The organism is Amycolatopsis sp. cg13 (assembly GCF_041346965.1).
Classification (GTDB): Bacteria; Actinomycetota; Actinomycetes; order Mycobacteriales; family Pseudonocardiaceae; genus Amycolatopsis.
Map to the genome: position 1 here is coordinate 1488702 of NZ_CP166848.1, position 18704 is coordinate 1507405.

An 18704-nucleotide genomic window follows, 5' to 3' on the forward strand; every position below is an offset into this window, starting at 1 on the left:
TTGGCGGGGCTGAAGGTCGTTGAACTCGCCGGGATCGGGCCGGGGCCGTGGTGCGGAATGCTGCTCAGCGATCTCGGCGCCGAAGTGCTGCGGGTGGACCGGCCAGCTGCCGTGGGCACGATGCGCACCGATCTCGGCGCCGCCAACGGGCGGCAACCGGCTTTCGTCAACGACCGGGGACGGCGCTCGATCGCGGTCGACCTGAAGCACCCCGAAGGCGTCGATGTGGTGCTGCGGCTGGCAGAACAGGCTGACGTCCTCATCGAGGGCAACCGCCCGGGAGTCGCCGAGCGGCTTGGCGTGGGCCCGCAGGACTGCTTCGCACGCAACCCCAGCCTGGTCTACGGGCGGGCTACGGGCTGGGGCCAGGAGGGTCCCCTGAGCCAGACCGCCGGACACGACCTCAACTACCTCGCGACGTCCGGCCTGCTCGCGACGATGGGACCAGCGGGCGGACCGCCGGCGATCCCGCTCAACCTGCTCGGCGACTACGCCGGCGGCGGGCTGATGCTCGCCATGGGCCTGGTGGCCGCCCTGTGGGAAGCCCGTAACGGCGGCCCCGGCCAGGTCGTCGACGCGTCGATGCTGGACGGAATCGCCCTGCTCGGCGGCGTCTTCTACGGCCAGCACCAAGCCGGGATGCTCACGCCCGAGCGTGGCAGCAACGCTCTCGACGGCGGCGCGCCGTTCTACACCGTCTACGAGACCGCCGACTGCGGCTGGATGGCTGTCGCCGCGATCGAGGCCAAGTTCTTCGCCGAGTTGCTCGCTGTCCTCGAACTGGCACCGGAACTCGCCGCGCGCCAATGGAACCGCGCCGAGTGGCCGTCGCTGCACGCGACGATCGCCGCTGTCTTCCGCACTCGTTCGCGCACCGAGTGGGAAGCCCGGTTCGAAGGCCGGGAAGCGTGCACGACACCGGTCCTCGACCTGGACGAGGCACTGCGTCACGAACACGCGGCGGCCAGGAAGAGCTTCGTTCCGGTCGACGGCGTGCTGCAGCCCGCTCCTGCGCCGCGGTTCAGCCGAACCCCGGGTGCGGTCCAAGGCCCGGCGGTTCCCGCGGGGGCCGACACCGGCACCGCATTGCTCGACTGGGGCCTGACCGCGGAAGAGGTGACCGCTTTGCGGGCATCCGGAGCGATCGTTTAGCCGTCCGACGCGAGACACGGGAGTCATCGATGGGGATGAGCCTCAACTACGTCACCGATTCGATCGCGGGCCAACTGCCGCCGATCGACCCCGGCCGCCCGGCCGTCGTCCTGGGCGGCGAACCCGCGGTGTCCTGGACGGAACTGCGGGCGAGGGAACTGCGCTATGCCCGTGCCTTGCAACGAGCGGGCGTGCGGAAAGGCGACCGGGTCGCGCTCCTGCTGCGCAACTGTGCCGACTACATCGCGCTGTACCTCGCGATCGGCCGGGTGGGCGGCATCGCCGTTCGCCTCAACTGGCGGCTGACCGGCCCGGAACTCGAGTTCGCCTTGAGCGATTCGAGCGCGAGCCTGCTGCTGTTCGACGCCGAGTTCACGCCGGTGATCGAGAACCTCCGCGACGGCATCGCGGTCACCACTTATGTTTCACGCCACTCGACCGGCGCTGGCCCGGACTGGGCCACTCCCCTGCCGGTGTTCGCCGCCGAGGAGTCCGACGCCTCCGGTTTCCCCGAACTGAACGCCGACGACCCCGTCTCGCTGATGTACTCGTCCGGTACGACAGGGCGGCCGAAGGGTGTGCTGTTCTCCCACGGCAACGCCTTGTGGATCGGCTCCGTCCAGGCGCAACGGTGGCGCATCGACGAGCGCACCGTCGCCCAGACCAGCGGACCGCTCTTCCACGCGGGCGGCTTCGAAGTGCTGCTGCTGCCCGCGCTGCTCGCACACGGCACGGCGGTCACCTTCCCCTCCGGCAACTTCACCTGCGAACGGTTCCTTGAAGTCGCCCGGCACAACGGCACCACGTCCATGCTCCTCTATCCCTTCATGCTCGCCGACCTGCTGCACATGGACGCGATCGAAACTCTCGTCCCCGCCGCCCTCCGCCGGATCGTCACCGGCGGCGACGTCGTCATGCCGTGGATCTACGACGAGATGGAACGTCGGCTCCCCGGCGTCGAACTGGTGCAGTCCTACAGCCTCACCGAAGGCGGCGCGGTGAGCACCAGCCTGGAATTCGCGGTGGCGCGCGGCCGCGAAAGCAGCATCGGCCGCCCGCAGGCCATGACCGAGGTGAAGGTGATCAGGCCGGACGGAACTCTCACCGGCAGCGGAGAAGTCGGCGAGATCTGCGTCCGCAGCGGCGGGGTGAGCATCGGGTACTGGAACCTTCCGGACGCCACCGAAGCGACCTTCGTCGACGGGTGGTGCCACACCGGCGATCTGGGCAGCATCGACGAAGACGGCTTCCTGACGATCGCCGGGCGGGGCAAGGACATGTACCGCAGCGGCGGCGAAAACGTGTACCCGGCCGAAGTCGAGATGGTCCTGACCGGACACCGCGATGTCGCCGACGCCGCGGTGATCGGCGTCCCCGACCCCCGGTACGTCGAGACCGGGGCCGCGATCATCGTGCCCGCCGAAGGCCGCCCGGTCGACGCCGAGCACGTACGCCAATGGCTAACGGAACGACTGGCCAAATACAAGGTCCCCAAACACTTCCACTTCGTGGACGACCTGCCGCGCAACGCCAGCGGAAAGGTCCTCAAGAGCGTTCTCCGCACAACTTATGGAGGCAAGCGAAATGACTGAAGCCGCGCTGCTCGAGAAGGCGGGCTCCGCCCTCCGGATCACCGAAATCACGCTGGCCGATCCAGGCCCCGGAGAGGTCGTCGTCGAAGTACGCGCCACCGGCGTGTGCCAATCCGACGTGGGCGTCTTCACCGGAAAGCTCCCCGCGCCGGTACCGCTGGTCCTCGGCCACGAAGGCGCGGGCGTGGTCGTCGAGGTCGGTGCCGGCGTCGAGGACCTGAAAGCCGGTGACCACGTAGTGCTGTCCTGGCTGGCCAGCTGCGGAAGCTGTTTCTATTGCCAGCGAGCCGAACAGCACCTGTGCGGCCGTCCCCGGACCATGCTCGGCGCGCACACCATGGTCGACGGAAGCACCCGGATGAGCCTGAACGGCGCCCCTGTCCGCCAGTTCTGCGGGTTGGGCAGCTTCTCGCAACGGACCGTCGTGCCCGCCGGAGCCGCGATCAAGATCCCCGACGACATCCCGATCGCCTCCGCCGCCCTGCTCGGCTGCGGTGTCCTCACCGGATTCGGCGCCGCCGTCCACACTGGCGAAGTGCGTGTGGGCGACACCGTCGCCGTCGTCGGCTGCGGCGGTGTCGGCCTCAACGCCGTGCAAGGCGCCCGAATCGCCGGAGCCACCACCATCATCGCGATCGACGTGCACGCGGACCGCCTGGCGCTGGCCGCCGAACTCGGCGCCACCCACACCCTGACCGCGGGCCCCGACGTCGTCAAGCAGGTGCAAGCCCGCACCGGACGTCGCGGAGCGGACGTCGTGATCGAGGTGGCCGGACGACACGAAACCGTGCAGCAGGCGATCGCCATGTCCCGCCGCGGCGGCACGACGGTCCTCGTCGGCGCCGGACCAGGCGTCGGCATCGACGAGGTCTTCGGCAACGTCGTCATGGCGGGCAAGACGGTGAAGGGCTGCCTGTACGGCTCAGCGCACGTCAAACGCGACATCCCGCGCCTGGTCGAGCTGTACCGCAGCGGTGCCCTGCACCTCGACCAGCTGGTCACCGAAACCTTCGCCTTCACCGACATCGCCAAAGCCGTCGACTACTGCGCCGCGGAACAAGGCGCCCGCGCCGTCGTCCTCGCCTGAACAGCCCGAAGGAGACCTCCGTGTCCGGCACCGTCAAACACCTCTGGGCGCTCGACGCCCCGACCATCGCCACCGACTGCGGCCTGTTCCAGCTCGGCACCGGCGGCACCCCGCTCGCCGTGCCGATCCCGACCTTCCTGATCGAGCACGACCTCGGCCTGCTCATGTTCGACTCCGGACTAGACAGCACCGCCGCCGGTGACCCCGCCCGCGCCTACGGCCCCCTCGCCGAAGCCTTCGACATCCGATTCCCCGAAGACCATCGGCTGGACACCCAGCTGGAGTCGATCGGTTTCACCACGAAGGACGTGCGGCAGGTCGTCATCTCGCACCTGCATTTCGACCACACCGGCGGCCTCGACCTGTTCCCCGGCGCGCAAGGCTTCCTCGGAGCCGACGAACTGCGCTACGCCCGCACGCCACGCGCACTCGACGCAGCCATGTTCCGAGAACACGACCTCGACGCGGCGAGCCGGATCGACTGGCTCGAAGTCCCCCGCGGCTACGACCATGACGTCTTCGGCGACGGCAGCGTGACGATCCTGTCCCTGCCCGGCCACACCCCCGGCACGCTCGGACTGCAAGTGCGGTTGCCCGACGGCAAGCAGATCGTCCTGAGCAGCGACGCCGCCCACCTGCGCAGCAACATCGAGCAGACCACCGGCATGCCGCTGGACGTCTCCAACCCCGACAAGGAAACCGGCCTGCGCAAGCTGAAGCTGCTCGCCAGCAGGCCGGACACCACGGTCTGGGTCAACCACGACCCTGACGACTGGGAACTCAACCGGCCCAACGGACGGCAGGTCGCCTGACCCAGCCAGCCGGCCGCGTCGGGCCACGAATACGGCAGCCCAGTAACAGCCGGTGACACAATCCCGACCTTCATCGCATGCCACCGCGACCGCGATTCCTGCACATGGTCGACGCTTCTCGCGATGAAGCCCAGCTCGCCGTGCGCTTGTACAACGACTCCTCGGAGGTCCGTTCCTTCGAAGGCTTCGTCGTTCACATGCACCTCGCCTGGCTTTACCTCCTGCACGCCGAACTCACCCGGGACAGCATCGACTTCCGGTATTGGCGCATGCGGGGACGGGCAAAACGGCTGGAACGGGTCGACGGTGAACCGAAGCGCTGGGAGCTGGCCACCTGTGTGCGGCACCGCTGGCCTGACAAAGCCGCTCCGGAACGGGCCAACCTGGAATTCTTCGTCGCCCTGCGCAACAAGATCGAACACCGGTACGCCCGCGAACAGCGAGCACTCGCGGTCTCCGTGAGCGGCCAGAGCCAAGCGCTTCTGCTCAACTACGAGCAGGAGCTCACTGGCCAATTCGGAACCGGCTCGTCCCTCGCCACCCGCCTGCGGTTCCCGGTCTTTGTCGGAAGCTTCACCGACGAGGGCGAGCGTACCCTGCGACGGCTGCGCTCGCGGCTGCCCGCACCACTGCGGACCTTCATCGCCGACTATGACGCCGGCCTCGATGCCTCCGTCACTCAGGACCCGCGATACGACTTCCGGCTGCGAGTGCTCCAGGAACTCGCGCCCAAAGACCCGGACGCACTCGCGGTCCAGTTCACCCGCTACGACGACCTCACTGAGGAACAACGAGCCACCGTCGAGGCGATCGGCAGAAGAGGCTACGTCGTCGTCCGCGAACACAAACGACCCGTCGTCGGACACGGGTTGCTCCGGCCGGCACAGGCCGCACGAGCGATCCAGGACCGGATACCGTTCATATTCAACACAAATCTATTCACCACAGCCTGGAAGAAGCTCGGTGTGCGACCGTTGGTCGGAGATCCGCATCCCGAGAGGACGATCGAAAGCTACTGTCTCTACGACGAGCCACACGGCGATTACGGCTACACCGAGGCCTACATCGCCAAACTTGCCCGCGAATGCGCAACCGAAGCAGGCTTCCGCGCTTTACTCGGGACGGTCCCCAGAGACAAGGTGACCGGCGACTGGGTGGGACCGTCTCCGCTCACCGCGACACCGCCCTGGAAACGATCGGCCTCGCCGACCGCACAGGAGCCTCCGGACATGGATGCGATGCGCTCAGCCTGACGTCGCCTGCGATCGCCATCGCTGACACTCCAGAGTGAAGGTCCGCCCAAGCCTCCGCTGCACCGTGTCATGGACGGGTTGTTGCGCTCAGCGCGTCACGCCGTTCGCGCACCCGCGGCGCAATCGGCACGATGGCCGAGCCCAGCTCGGTCGCCGCGCAGGTGGCCTGCCGGCGCTGACGATCCTTCAACAGCCTCCGCCTGCCCCGGAGATTCACGCCGGAGAAGACAACCCCGTTGGGTGGCTGAATCCGCAGCCGGAGCGGTGCCGCCGACGCTGGCCCGACGCCCCGCCGCTGTGGTGGTCGCGGTGGTCGCTCATCGTGGCAATCTCCTTGGTGCCAGGCCGATTCGGTTCCCCTGCCTCGGCGGCAGGCAGGCCAGCGGGCGCGCAAGGGGTGCTCTCAGCCCCTCCCTCACCGCGGCCGAGGTTCGTAGCGTGGAAAGCACCGAAGGGAACCGACCAAGGAAGCGAGAGAGACTGTGCCGGGCAAAATCGAGCAAGTCAGCGTGAAAGCGCTCTATTGGGACATCGCGGCGGACGTGTACTTCCCGCCGGAGTTCGACGAAACCAAGAAGTACCCCGTCGTCATCACCGCGCATCCGATCGGCAGCTGCAAGGAGCAGACCTCCGGCAATGTCTACGGAACCGCGCTCGCCGACGCGGGTTTCGTCGCCGTCGCCTTCGACGCGAGCTTCCAGGGCGCCAGCGGCGGCGAACCGCGGTTCATCGAAGACCCGACGCTGCGCGTGCAGGACTTCAGCTACGTCATCGACTACCTGGTCACTCAGTCCTATGTGGACGAGGACCGGATCGGTGTGCTGGGGATCTGCGGCGCGGGCGGCTACTCGGTGAACGCGACCATGACCGAACGCCGGATCAAGGCGCTCGGCACCGTCGCCGGCGCGAACTACGGACGGCTGATGCACGAGTCGTTCACGAACTACGACCCGATCGCCGCGCTGGAGGCGATGGCCGCGCAGCGCACCGCCGAAGCCCGCGGCGCGGAACTGCGCGTGGACGACCTGCTGCCGCCGTCGCCGGAGAAGGCCCAGGAACTCGGCCTGACCGAGATCGACGTGTACGAGGCCACCGAGTACTACCGCAGCGACCGCGGCCGCAAGCCGCACGGGCTCAACCGGGCACTGTTCTCGCACCAGGCGACCGCGGTCGGCTGGGACGCGTTCAACCGCGCCGAGGTGCTGCTGACCCAGCCGCTGCTGGTCGTCGTCGGCGACAAGCCGGGCGCGTTCGGGTCCTACCGGGACGGCCTGGAGATCGTCCGCCGCGCCCGGTCGGAGAAGAAGGAACTCGTCGTCGCCGAGGGCTGGTCGCACTACGACCTCTACGACAAGCCGGAGCCGGTGAAGATCGCGCTCGAGCGGCTCGTGCCGTTCTACCGCGAGAACCTCTGACCCGCCGCCGGGGCGGGGGGTGCTGTCGTCCCCTCCCCCGGACCGGCCGGACCGCCTACCGTGTGGAGGATGAGCGTGGCGACGGATCTCAAGGAGTTCCTGGTCTCCCGCCGGGCGAAAGTGACGCCTGACCAGGTCGGGCTGCCCTCGTCCGGACGTCGCCGGGTGCCCGGGCTCCGGCGCGAGGAGGTCGCGACGCTCGCCGGGGTCAGCCCGGACTACTACGTCCAGATCGAACGCGGCCGCGCCGGCGACATCTCCGACGAGGTGCTCTACGCGATCTCCCGGGCACTGCTGCTGAACGACGTCGAGACGGCGCATCTGTTCGGCCTCGCCCGCGCCCGGCCCCGCACCGGCGCCCGGCGCGCCCCCGACCGCGTCCCGGACGGCGTGCTGCTGATGCTCGACCGCACGCCCGACCTGCCCATGCTGGTGCAGAACGGCCGCCTCGACCTCGTCGCGGCCAACGATCTCGGCCGCGCGCTGTACGCGGACGCCTACGACCGTGCCCCCGGCACGCCCAACCTCGCCCGGTACGTGTTCTTCGACGACCGCTCGGCCGAGTTCTTCCCGGACTGGGGCCTGATCGCCGACTACGCGGTCTGCCTGCTGCGCGCCGAAGCCGGACGCGCGCCCTACCACCGGAAGCTCACCGAACTGATCGGCGAGCTGGCCACCCGCAGCGACGAGTTCAAGACCCGCTGGGCCCGCCACGACGTCCGGACCCACGACCGCGGCGAGAAGCAGTTCCGGCATCCGGTGGTCGGCGACCTGACCTTGCGCTACGAAGGGTTCGCGATCCCGGGCACCGACGGGCTCAGCCTCTACAGCTACCTCGCCCCGCCCGGCGACCACGCCGCCCTCCTTCTGCTCGCCAGCTGGGCCAAGACCCACGCGGAACCCGCCGCGGACCCGTCCGTCAGCCCGCCTCGAACGCCCTGACCGCCTCGGCCGCGGTGACCGGCCGCGCCAGGTACCCGCTGATCAGCCGCTCCGCCGCGGCCTGGTCCCCGGCGGTCGAGGCGGCCGTGCAGTCGGTCAGCAGGTACTGCTGATAGCCGAGATCGAATCCGGCCGCGGCGGTGAGCAGGACGCACCGGTCGGTCACCACGCCGGCGTAGAGCACCGTCCGCACGCCGAGGTTCCGCAGCACCTGGTCGAGATCCGAGCTGCCGAACGCACCCGAGCCGGACTTCGTGACCAGCAGGTCTCCCGGCGCGTGAAGTCCGTCGAGAGGTTCCGCGGCCCAGTTTCCTTCCCACGCCTCCGCCGCCCGCACATACGCCCGCAACGCCGGGACGATGTCCGCACAATCCGCCGCACGGCTGGCCAGTCTCGAATGGACAATCGCCGCGCCCGCATCCCGGGCCGCGGCCAGCACCCGCGACAGCGCCGGGACCACGACGTTCTCGCACCGTGCTGTCTTGTAGTCCCCCGAGGCCACCCGTGCGCTGAACCCGTCGCGGTGCGCCTGCCAGTTGATCAGGTCGACGAGCACGACCGCCGTGCTCCGCGGCGCGAAATCGGCCCACGGGTCGTCCGGGTCGAACGCCGGGGAGTTGTACCAGCGCCCGCTCAGCGCGTCCGGCAGCATCACGGGACCTCCTCAGTGGATGGTGAGGCCGCCGGTCGGGCTGGCGACCAGGCCGGTGAGGTACCGGGACTCTTCGGAAGCCAGAAACGCGACGACGTCGCCGATGTCGTCGGGAGCCGCGACGCCGAGCGGGCTGCGTCCGATGATCTTCTCGTACTGCCTGCGGTGCCGGTCGCTCACCGCGTCTTCCGATTCGAACGCGGCAGTCCACGACGGAGAGTCGCGGACCACCGTGACGCAGACGCAGTTCACCCGGATCCGGTCGCGCGCAAGCTCTTTCGACAGCACCTTGCTCGCCATGATCAAGCCGCCGGAGAAGGTGGCGATAGCGGTCTGGCCGGGCGTCGGGACCCGGCCGCCCTCCGACGTCACGAAGACGACGCTGCCGCCGCCCCGCTCCCGCAGGTACGGCACAGCCGCCTGCACGACGTTGAGCTTCGCCGCGACAGCCGCACCGATGAACGCGGTGACGCGTTCCAGATCGATGTCCGCGAACGGCCCGCGCACCGCGGTGGTGCGGGCCTCGTCGTCGTTGCCGCCCGCGCTGGGCACGACGATGTCGATGCCGCCGAATCGTTCGGCCGTTTCGGCCGCCACCGCGGCCATGTCCTTGGCGGACCGGACATCGCCTGCCACGAAATGGCCTTTGCCGTCCAACTCGGCCAGCGCGGCCTCGGCTTTGCGCTCCTCCCGCCCGTTCAGCACCACCGTCGCCCCGGCGGCGGCCAACCGCCGCGCGACGCCGCGGCCGATCCCGCCGGTGCCACCGGTGATCAGGGCGACTTTTCCGTCCAACGTGGTCATCAGGATCCTCCGTGCCGGTTCGCGAAACTCACCACTCCGCGCACGTTCAGCCCGTTGTGCAGGTCCGCGTACGCTTCATTGACCTGTTCGAGGTCGTAGGTCCGGGTGATCAGCTCCTCCAGTTTCAGCGAGCCGTTCCGGTACAGGTCCAGCATGAGCGGGATCTCCCGGGCCGGGCCGCCCATTCCGTAGAGCGCGCCCTGGATCCGCTTTTCCGACATGGTGAATTCGAGCAGCGGCACCGGAATCCCGGTGAGATCGTGCTTCGCCGCGCTGGTCACCACGAGCGTGCCGCCCTTGCGGATCGCCGCGTACGCCTGCGCGAGGTGCTCGGCGGCGAGCACGCCGACGCACACGATCGCCGAGTCCGCGCCCTGGCCGTTCGTCAGCGAACAGGCTCGTTCGGTCGCCTCGCCGATGTCCGCGAACGCCTCCGTGGCCCCGAGCTTCAGCGCGAGTTCGCGCTTCATCGCCAGCGGATCGACTGCGAGGACGTGCTCGGCCCCGACGTACCGCGCGCCCTGCACCGCATTCATCCCGATGCCGCCGGTGCCCATCACGATCACCACGTCCCCGGCCGCGATCCCGGCCGCGCGCACCGCGGAACCCCAGCCGGTCGGGACCGCACAGCCGACGATCGCGGCGACCTCGAACGGGATGTCTCGGCGGATCGGCGTCGCGGACACCTCGGGGATGACGGTCCATTCGGAGAACGTGGAGATGCACGCGTTCTGTGCCACGCCGCGACCGTCCGCGTGCATCCGGAACGTACCGTCGAGCTGGGTGCCGACGGTGATCAGCGCCCCGTTGTCGCAGAGGTTCTGCCGCCCGGCCACGCACATCCGGCAGTGCCCGCACGCCGGGATGAACGACGTGACGATGTGGTCGCCCGGCGCGACCCGGGTGACACCTGGCCCGACTTCGCGGACGATGCCCGCGCCCTCGTGGCCGCCGCAGGCAGGATAGGAGTGGAACGGGATGTCGCCCTGGGCGAAGTGATCGTCGGAGTGGCACAGACCGGACGCCATCATCTGCACGAGGACTTCGCCCGCCTTCGGCGGATCCAGGTCGACCTCGCGTACGTCCCACGTGCCCGGTGCTTCCCACAGCAGCGCGGCGGTCGTCTTCATGAAGCACCTCCGGGGTAGCAGGCACGCAGGAAACTCCGGTACGCGTCGACCATTCCGGTGCTGTGCGATTCGCCCGGGATCAGCTCGGTGCTTACTCGCAGGCCCGGCAGCGGGCGCTCGGTCACCACGTCGAGGAAGCGCAGGAACTCGATGGCCAGGTGCCGGTAGAACTTGCTGGGGCCGAGAATTTCGTACGCGTTGACGGTCAGGTGCAGGAACGTTTCCCGGGGCAGTCGGTGCAGGTTTTCGTAGCGTTCGTAGATGCGGCTGTCCGGCACGACCACTCCCGGGCTGCTGGCGCCGAACCGGGTGAAGAGGGCGGAACCCGAAGTCAAGGCGAACAGGGTGAACAGGCCGCCGTAGGAGTAGCCGAACAGTCCGACATCGTCGGGACGGAACCGGTAACGGGACTCGATCTCCGGATGCAGTTCGGTCTCCAGGAACGCGAGGAAGTTGTCCGCGCGAGCGTTCTTCTGCTGCGCGAAAAAGTCGTCGCACACCGATTCCGGCACCGCGCCCGAGTCGACGCCGAGCCGGCCTCGGATGTGCGCGCGCATGAAGTCCGGCACGCCCTCGCCCGGGGGAACCAGGTCGCGGTTGCGCAAGACCAGCTGATTCGGCGCGTCCTCCGCGACATAGCCGACGTTCACCTGGACATACGGCTCGACCGGGCGCGCCTGTTGCCGGTCGGCGAGCGCACCGCGCAGGCCTTCGGTGAGCGGCCCGACGATGTTGCCGTCCGTGGCGTACACCAGCGGCCGATCCCCGCCGCGGTCGTAACCGCGCGGCAAGAAGACGCTCACCGCGAACCGGGCGCCGACCGCGGCCGAGTCGATCTCGAAGTACTCGGCGGGCATCGTCACGAGACGCCCTGGGCGTTCAGCGCGGTCCACGTCCGGCGAGAGCGGCCGCGCAGCACCCGGCCGAACGCCGAGCCAGTGAGATGGCATTGCGCGGCGACCGCGTCGGGGTCGCCCTCCAGTTCGCCCATGATCCGGTCGCGGGTGCGGACGCCCAGTTCGGCGTCCACCTCGAAGACGAGGGAGACCTCGTTGTCGGTGAGCTGCACCGGGCAATGCAACACGTCGCCGAGGATCATCGCGCGCTGGTGTCCCGACGACACCACCAGCGAGCAGTGGCCCGGGGTGTGGCCGGGCGTCGCGACGACGGATACGCCGGGCGCGACGACACTGCCGTCCGAAACCGCGTCGACCCGTCCTTCGAGCGCATCCAGCGCGCCACCCGGGCCGACTGCCGCCATCGGGTGGTCGCCGAGGGACTGCCAGTACTCGACTTCGCGTTCGCCGGCGAGGTGGCGTGCGTTGCCGAAGGTCAGTTTCCCGTCCTGAGCGGTCCATCCGACGTGGTCGATGTGCAGGTGCGTGTAGAAAACCGTGTCGATGTCTTCGGGAGCCAAACCCTCCTCGCGGAGGCTGGTGAGCAGCCGCCCGGAGCGGAACACGCCGTCCGCGGCGGGGAAGTCGACGGTGTGGTCGCCGAATCCGAGGTCGACGAGGATTTTGCGATCGCCGGTGCGGATGAGGAAGGTGCCGAGGGACAGCAGGAGCTTGCCGTCGGTGTCGAAGAGTTCCCGGTGCGCGTTCCACAGCTCCGGAGTGCCAGCCGGGAACAGCGCGGTCTCCGAGACGCTGGCCTCTCCGTCTGGCAGGTAGGTGATGCTGATGTCGCCGACGGCGATCGTTTCCCGGGGCGAAACCTGTGCGGACATCGTTGTCCTTTCGTTCGTCAGGCGGAGTGGACGATGACGCCGCGGAGGTTCCGGCCCGCTTTCAGGTCGTCGAACCCGGCGGCGACGTCGTCGAGGGCGTAGCGGGTGGTGATCAGCTCATCGAGCTTCAGCGCGCCCTGGCGGTACATCTCCAGCTGGGCCGGGATGTCCGCGGTAGGCGAACTCGCGCCGAACAGCGAACCTTGCAGACGCTTTTGGTAGAGGACGAGCTCGTGCAGGTTGAAATCGCCGTCGCGGACGAAGCTCTCCCCCAGCCCGACCGCGACGCACGTGCCGGCCTTGCGGACCGCTTCGAGTCCCTGGCCGAGGTGCCGGCCGGTCACGACGCCGACGGTGACGATCGCCGAATCGGCGCCTTGCCCGTTGGTCATCGACCGGGCCAGTTCGGTGGCCCCGGCCATGTCCGCGACCGCGTGGGTCGCGCCGAGCTTCAGCGCGGATTCCCGTTTGAACGCAACGGGATCGACCGCGATCACGGCGGCGGCGCCGGCGTGTGCGGCGCCCTGGACGGCGTTGATCCCGATGCCGCCGATGCCCATCACGATCACGACGTGCCCGGGGCGGACAGCAGCGGAGTTGACCGCCGCTCCCCATCCGGTGCCGACGCCGCAGCCGGTCAGGCACGCCACCTCGAGCGGGATGTCCGGATCGATCTTGATCACCGACGCGGTGGAGACGGTGGTGTGCTCGCAGTAGGTCGACAACCCGGCCATCTGGCCGACCGGCTGCCCGTCGAGGGAGAGCCGGAACGACGTCGGGTCCTCCGGCCGGGCGCCGGTGCCGAGCGAGGCGCCGAGATCGCAGAGGTTCTGCAGGCCGCGGGCGCAGAACCGGCACCGGCCGCAGACCGGGAGGAACGAGAACACGACGTGGTCGCCTTCGGCGAAACCCGGGGTGCCGGGCCCGACCGCTTCGACGATTCCGGCCCCTTCGTGCCCGCCGGCGAACGGGAGGATCGGCGGGGTCTGGTCGCCGGTGGCGAAGTGGTCGTCGGAGTGGCACAGGCCGCTCGCGGCCATCTGCACCCGCAGCTCGCCCTGTCGCGGGTCCTCGACCTCCAGCTCCACGACCTCGTACCTGCCCGGCGTTTCCCGCAGCACCGCTCCGCGGGTCAGCACCCGACCACCGCACCCCGATGTGCGTTCATCGTTTTCGGCCTCCTGTTTCCGGCAGCACAAAACAGCACTCGTGAGTGCCGTGAATTGCGAAGTCAACGGATTTCTTGCTGCGGTTTCGATGCTAGGCAGGTCACCCGGCGGGAATCAATTCGGAATCTCCGAAGCGGCAATTCGGGGAACGGAAACCCGCCCCGTCAGCGGCCCCGCCCGACAGCCGGGTGCCAAGGTGCGCGAGGGGAACCCTGAGGGAATCAGATTCCCTCAGGGTTCCCCTCACGTACCGCGGGAACCAGCCAGGGGCGCCGCGGCTGGAAGGCGGGCTGTCACGAGACCGGGGGTTCGTCGACGGGCCGGTCCAGCAGCTGCTCGATCAGCGCCCGGCACGCCGGCCCCGGACGGCGGCCCGCGGCGGTCGCGAGGTGGATTTTCCGCTCCGCCCACGGTTCGGCGAGTTCGACCACCGCGACCCGGTCGAGGAACTCCCGCGGCACCATGCACTCCGGCTGCGCCGCGACCCCGAGCCCGGCCTGGACCAGGCTCAGCGCGACCTCGCCGCTGCGCACGGTGAACGCCGGCTCGAACTCCTCGCCCAGCCGGCGCGCCGCGGCCCGGAACGCGCCCGCCATCGGGCCCACCGCGATCAGGGGCTCCGGCAGCAGCTCCGCGAACGTCACGCTCAGCCGGTCGGCGAACCGGTGCCCGCGCGGCAGCGCCACCACGATCCGGTCGCGGCGGTACGGCGTGACATCCACGCCGGTCAGGTCGAGTTCGTGCGCCGCGGCGAATACTCCGAGATCCGCTTCGCCGCGCGCGACCTCTTGCACGATTTCCCGGTTTTCGATTTCGTGGACGATCAACCGGACCTGCGGGTATTGCCGGTAGAATTCACCGAGTTCCCGGGCGAGAAACGGCGCGAAGATCGACCTCGCCGAAGCGATGGTCAGATCTCCCTGCATTCCCTCGGTGAACGCCGCGATTTCCGACCGGATGTCCTCGAGACTGCCGAAGATCTTCCGCACGTGCCGCGCCAGCACCGCGCCCGCGGGCGTCGGCACCACGCCGCGCGGGCCGCGGTCCAGCAGTTCGATGCCGGCGATGGCCTCGAGATCGTGGATCCGTTTCGTCGCCGTCGACGCCGAGACGTTCTCCCGGATCGCGGCCAGCCCGATCTGCTTCTCCTCGACCGCGGACAGGAACAGCCGCAGGGTCAGGAGGTCGACCTGCCGGATCAGGTGCAGCCTGTTGAACGCGCTCACGCTCTACCTCTATCACGCGGTCTGCGCGGGCACCCGTTCCACGAGGTTGACTTTCACGTGGTCAGGACGCTTCAAAGTGCCGTCCGGGACCAGCGTGACGGCGGTTTTCACGTTCAGCGCGGACCGGATCCGGCTTTCCAGGGAGGTACGGAGTTCAGCCTGTTTCTCCGCAGGCAACCCAGTCGCGTGTTCGACCACGAGCGGCAGCGGCTTCTGCGTGGAATGCCCCTCGAAGTCCGCGCGGATGCGCATCTCGCCGGTGGTGACCGGGGCCAGTTCCGCCACCAGTTGCTTGATCGCCGACGGGAACACGTTGATCCCGCGGACGATCAACATGTCGTCGGTCCTCCCGATGCACCGCACCGTGTATCCGGTCCTCCCGCACGCGCAGTCCGTGCCGGTCACGATCACGTGGTCGCGGGTGCGGAACCGCACCAGCGGCGACGCCTGCCTGCGCAGCGCGGTGTACACCAGTTCGCCCTGCGCGCCCTCGACCGGAGCGATCTGCTCGCCGGTGTCGGGGTTGATCAACTCGGCGACCATCAGGTCCGGCGACAGGAAGTGCATCCCGTTCGCGGCCTCGCATTCGCCCCAGTAGGTGCAGGCGATGTCGGTGCCGCCGAGCATTTCCCGCGAGGTCGCGCCCCACAGCGATTCCAGCTTCTCCCGCACCGCGGGCAGCCCGCCGCCGGGTTCGCCGCCGACGCTGATCGCGCGAACGCCCAGATCACGAGCGTCCATGCCCACGATCGCCGGTGCTTGTTCGGCGAGGTAGGCGAGGAAGTACGGGGTGCCGATCAGCGCGTTGGGCCGCTGGTCGGCCTGCACGCGCAGCAGGCGTTCGGCTCCGGCCTCGGCTCCGATGGGGATGTCGACGATGCCCATGTGCTGCAGGATCTGCACCACCGGCAATCCGCCAACGAACCCCTTGCTCATCCCGAACGCGTGCAGCAACCGGTCGCCCGGCCGGAACCCGTTCGCGTACAGCGCCCGCGCGCCCAGCTCGCACCACGTTTCGATGTCGCCGCGGGTCAGCCCGACGTACGACGGGCTGCCCGTGGTCCCCGAGGAGGCCTGGATCTGCACGATCTCGTCCGGGCTCGCCGCCGCGTGCGCCCCCAGCGGCGGTGCGGCGGCCAGGCTTTCGCGCAGCTCCTGCTTCTCCGTGAACGGCAATCCGGCCAGGTCCTCGACCGTCCGCACCTTCGCCAGGTCGATCCCCGCGAACTTCTCCTGATAGAACACGCTGCGCGCAGCCACATACGCCAACTGCTCGCGCAACCGCTCCTCCTGCACCGCTCGAGCCTCGCCCACAGGCGCGGACTCGATCGCGCTCCACTGCTTTTCCGAATACGGCGCAGCCATGACACTTTCCACTTCTGTCCGGGGACGGGTCAGGCCCGGGTCGGGAGCACCGAGCCGAGCAGGTCGTTGTCCGCGCCGATCGGGCGGACCGCGGGCAGCGGCGGCGGACGCCTGCCGTCGAAGGACAAGGGCAGCCCGACGACGCCGATCTCGCCCTCGTCGGCTGCGCCGATGATGCCGAGTTCCCGGGTCTGCTCGTGGCCGACCAGCTCCGGGGTGGTCTGCACCGGCGCGCAGGGAATCCCGGCCGCCTGCAACCGGTCCTGCCACTGCGCGCGGGTGCCGCTCGCGATCCGCTCGCCGATCAGCCGGTCGATTTCGGCGCGGTTCTCCAGCCTGGCGGCGTTCGTCGCGAACCGCGGGTCGTCCGCCCATTCCGGGTGTCCGAGCGCGGCGGCCAGCCGGACGAACAACGCGTCGTTGGCGCAGCTGACGATCAATGCGCCGTCCGAAGCCGCGAAAGCGCGGTGCGGGACGATGAACGCCACGCCGGAACCGTGCCTGCTTCCGGGGTATCCGTCCGCCGCGTATCCGGCGATGCCGACGGAGTTCCACGCGATCGCCGTCTCCAGCAGCGACGCGTCCACCGCGGCGCCGGTGTGCTTGACGTGCCGCCGGTTGAGCGCCGCGAGGATGCCGATCACCGCCCACATGCCGGTCCCGAAGTCCACAATGGACACCCCGGCGCGCACCGGCCCGCCGTCGTGCTCCCCGGTGATGTCCATGATCCCGGAGAACGCCTGCATCAGCGGGTCGTAGCCGGGCAGTTCGCGCAGCGGCCCGGCCTTGCCGAACGCACCGATCTCGCAATGCACCAGCTCCGGCTTCGTCACGCGCAGATTGTCCGCGTCGAGGCCGTACTTCGCCGCGCTGCCGGGCCGGAGGTTGTGCAGGAAAACGTCGGCCCGCTCGGCGATGAGCCGGTGCAGCGTGGCGAGCTGCTCACGGTCCTTGATGTCGAGGCTGAGGTAGCGACGGCCGCGGTTGAGCGCGTGGAACGCGGCCCCGTCGCCCTTCCACTCGCTCGGCCCCCAGCCGCGCGCGGAGTCGCCGGTCGGCCGCTCCACCTTCCACACCTCGGCGCCCAGCTCGGCCAGGATCTTGCCGGCGAACGGCGCCGAGGCGCTGTCGCTCAGCTCCACCACGACGATCCCGCTCAGGGGAAGCTCACGCGTCATCGCGCACTCCGATCCCGGCAGCGCCCGAGGCGGCCAGCGCACCGATCTCGTTCTCGCCGAACCCGAACTCCCCCAGCAGCTCCGCCGAATGCTCGCCCAGCCGAGGCGCGGGGTACCGCAGCTCGGGAGCGCTTTCGCTCCACTGCTGCGGAATGCCGATGGTGCGCAGCCGTCCCTCCGAGGGATGGTCCTGCTCGGCGAAGAACCCGATGTCGCTCATGTGCGGATCGCTCAGCAGCGTCTCCGGCGTGTTCATCCGGATGACCGGGATGTCCGCCTCGGTGAGCACCTTCAGCCACTCGTCGGTCGACCGGGTGGCGAAGACCTCGGCCAGGAACGCGTACAGCTCGCCGATGTTCTCCGTCCGGCCGTGGATGTCGGCGAACCGCGGGTCCTCCGCCAGGTCCGACCGCCCGACCGCGGCGAAGAACCGCTGCCAATGCCGGGTGGTGTAGATGTTGACGCCCAGATACCCGTCGAGGGTCCGGTAAGGACGGCGGTCCGCGTTCAGCATCCGCGCGTAGCCCCACTCCCCGATCGGCGGCACGAAGGTGTGCCCGTACAGGTGGTCTCCCATCGCGAAATGGGCGAACGTCTCGAACATCGGCACCTGCACCTCCTGCCCGTGCCCGGTGCGTTCCCGGTAGTACAACGCGGCGGTGACCGCCGACGAGGTCGCCATGCCGACCACCCGGTCCGCGATCGCCGTCGCGACGTACGCGGGTTCGCCCTGTCCGCGGCTCTGCACCACCGGCATGCCCACCGCTGCCTGGATCAGGTCGTCGTAAGCCGGTTTCGCCGCGTAGGGACCGTTCTGGCCGAACCCGAAGCAGCCGCAGTACACCAGCCGCGGATTGATCTCGCGAGCGTCCGCATAGGACAGTCCGAGCCGTTCCATCGCCGCCGGGCGCAGGCTGTGCAGCAGGACGTCGGCCGAGCGCATCATGCGGACGAGCGCGTCGCGGCCGTCCGGATGCTTCAGATCGAGCACGAGGCTGCGCTTGTTCCGGTTCAGGTGCAGGAAAATCGCGGCCATCCCGGGATTTCGCCGCGGGCCGACGCCGCGGGTGGTGTCGCCTTCCGGGGACTCCACCTTCGCGACGTCGGCGCCGAGATCCGCGAGCAACAGGGACGCGTACGGCCCCATGAAGTTCGAGGTCAAGTCCAGGATCCGCACACCGTCGAGCGGGCCTGCCAT

At 69.3% G+C, this 18704-nt stretch carries 17 protein-coding genes; 7 read left to right on the plus strand and 10 right to left on the minus strand.

The genetic code is table 11. The annotated features are described in order from the left end of the window. The 7 genes from AB5I40_RS06575 to AB5I40_RS06605 all read left to right on the plus strand — a co-directional run bounded on the left by AB5I40_RS06575 (nucleotide 1) and on the right by AB5I40_RS06605 (nucleotide 8253). Nucleotides 1-1152, plus strand: a complete 1152-nt coding sequence (locus tag AB5I40_RS06575; protein ID WP_370937519.1) for a CaiB/BaiF CoA transferase family protein — start codon at nucleotides 1-3, stop codon at nucleotides 1150-1152. A gap of 29 nt (nucleotides 1153-1181) precedes the next feature. Then, nucleotides 1182-2744, plus strand: coding sequence for a class I adenylate-forming enzyme family protein (locus AB5I40_RS06580; RefSeq protein WP_370937520.1), 1563 nt, complete (start codon nucleotides 1182-1184; stop codon nucleotides 2742-2744). After that, nucleotides 2737-3831 carry a zinc-binding dehydrogenase gene (locus AB5I40_RS06585; protein WP_370937521.1) on the plus strand — a complete coding sequence of 365 codons (1095 nt, stop codon included), beginning with the start codon at nucleotides 2737-2739 and terminating at the stop codon, nucleotides 3829-3831. The genes AB5I40_RS06580 and AB5I40_RS06585 overlap by 8 nt, the downstream gene beginning before the upstream one ends. A 20-nt stretch (nucleotides 3832-3851) precedes the next feature. Beyond that, the gene (locus tag AB5I40_RS06590; protein ID WP_370937522.1) at nucleotides 3852-4643 is read left to right on the plus strand and encodes an N-acyl homoserine lactonase family protein; all 792 of its coding nucleotides are present in this window, start codon (nucleotides 3852-3854) and stop codon (nucleotides 4641-4643) included. A gap of 104 nt (nucleotides 4644-4747) precedes the next feature. Continuing rightward, nucleotides 4748-5896: a DUF3644 domain-containing protein gene (locus AB5I40_RS06595; RefSeq protein ID WP_370940466.1), complete on the plus strand. Its 1149-nt coding sequence runs from the start codon at nucleotides 4748-4750 to the stop codon at nucleotides 5894-5896. A 509-nt stretch (nucleotides 5897-6405) separates the two neighbouring features. Further along, nucleotides 6406-7311, plus strand: coding sequence for an alpha/beta hydrolase (locus AB5I40_RS06600; protein WP_370937523.1), 906 nt, complete (start codon nucleotides 6406-6408; stop codon nucleotides 7309-7311). Between the two features lie 69 nt (nucleotides 7312-7380). Next, nucleotides 7381-8253 (plus strand): helix-turn-helix domain-containing protein, encoded by an 873-nt coding sequence (locus AB5I40_RS06605; protein WP_370937524.1) that lies wholly within the window; start codon nucleotides 7381-7383, stop codon nucleotides 8251-8253. On the opposite strand, the gene AB5I40_RS06610 is transcribed toward AB5I40_RS06605, so the two are convergent. The 10 genes from AB5I40_RS06610 to AB5I40_RS06655 all read right to left on the minus strand — a co-directional run bounded on the left by AB5I40_RS06610 (nucleotide 8231) and on the right by AB5I40_RS06655 (nucleotide 18704). After that, a complete protein-coding gene (locus AB5I40_RS06610; RefSeq protein WP_370940467.1) occupies nucleotides 8231-8905 on the minus strand; it encodes a cysteine hydrolase in 675 nt (224 codons plus the stop codon). The genes AB5I40_RS06605 and AB5I40_RS06610 overlap by 23 nt on opposite strands. Before the next feature lie 12 nt (nucleotides 8906-8917). After that, nucleotides 8918-9709, minus strand: coding sequence for an SDR family NAD(P)-dependent oxidoreductase (locus AB5I40_RS06615; protein WP_370937525.1), 792 nt, complete (start codon nucleotides 9707-9709; stop codon nucleotides 8918-8920). Further along, on the minus strand, nucleotides 9709-10839 hold the full coding sequence (locus AB5I40_RS06620; protein ID WP_370937526.1) for an NDMA-dependent alcohol dehydrogenase: 1131 nt from the start codon (nucleotides 10837-10839) through the stop codon (nucleotides 9709-9711). Before AB5I40_RS06620 ends, AB5I40_RS06615 begins: the two co-directional genes overlap by 1 nt. After that, nucleotides 10836-11696, minus strand: a complete 861-nt coding sequence (locus tag AB5I40_RS06625; RefSeq protein ID WP_370940468.1) for an alpha/beta hydrolase — start codon at nucleotides 11694-11696, stop codon at nucleotides 10836-10838. The genes AB5I40_RS06620 and AB5I40_RS06625 overlap by 4 nt, the downstream gene beginning before the upstream one ends. Nucleotides 11697-11698: 2 nt before the next feature. Next, nucleotides 11699-12568: an MBL fold metallo-hydrolase gene (locus AB5I40_RS06630; protein WP_370937527.1), complete on the minus strand. Its 870-nt coding sequence runs from the start codon at nucleotides 12566-12568 to the stop codon at nucleotides 11699-11701. Between the two features lie 17 nt (nucleotides 12569-12585). Continuing rightward, nucleotides 12586-13707 carry an NDMA-dependent alcohol dehydrogenase gene (locus AB5I40_RS06635; RefSeq protein ID WP_370937528.1) on the minus strand — a complete coding sequence of 374 codons (1122 nt, stop codon included), beginning with the start codon at nucleotides 13705-13707 and terminating at the stop codon, nucleotides 12586-12588. A 323-nt stretch (nucleotides 13708-14030) separates the two neighbouring features. After that, on the minus strand, nucleotides 14031-14963 hold the full coding sequence (locus tag AB5I40_RS06640) for a LysR family transcriptional regulator (protein ID WP_370937529.1): 933 nt from the start codon (nucleotides 14961-14963) through the stop codon (nucleotides 14031-14033). A 12-nt stretch (nucleotides 14964-14975) separates the two neighbouring features. After that, a complete protein-coding gene (locus AB5I40_RS06645) occupies nucleotides 14976-16328 on the minus strand; it encodes a phenylacetate--CoA ligase family protein (RefSeq protein WP_370937530.1) in 1353 nt (450 codons plus the stop codon). A gap of 29 nt (nucleotides 16329-16357) precedes the next feature. After that, nucleotides 16358-17506 (minus strand): CaiB/BaiF CoA transferase family protein, encoded by a 1149-nt coding sequence (locus AB5I40_RS06650; RefSeq protein ID WP_370937531.1) that lies wholly within the window; start codon nucleotides 17504-17506, stop codon nucleotides 16358-16360. Then, nucleotides 17496-18704, minus strand: coding sequence for a CaiB/BaiF CoA transferase family protein (locus AB5I40_RS06655; RefSeq protein WP_370937532.1), 1209 nt, complete (start codon nucleotides 18702-18704; stop codon nucleotides 17496-17498). The genes AB5I40_RS06650 and AB5I40_RS06655 overlap by 11 nt, the downstream gene beginning before the upstream one ends.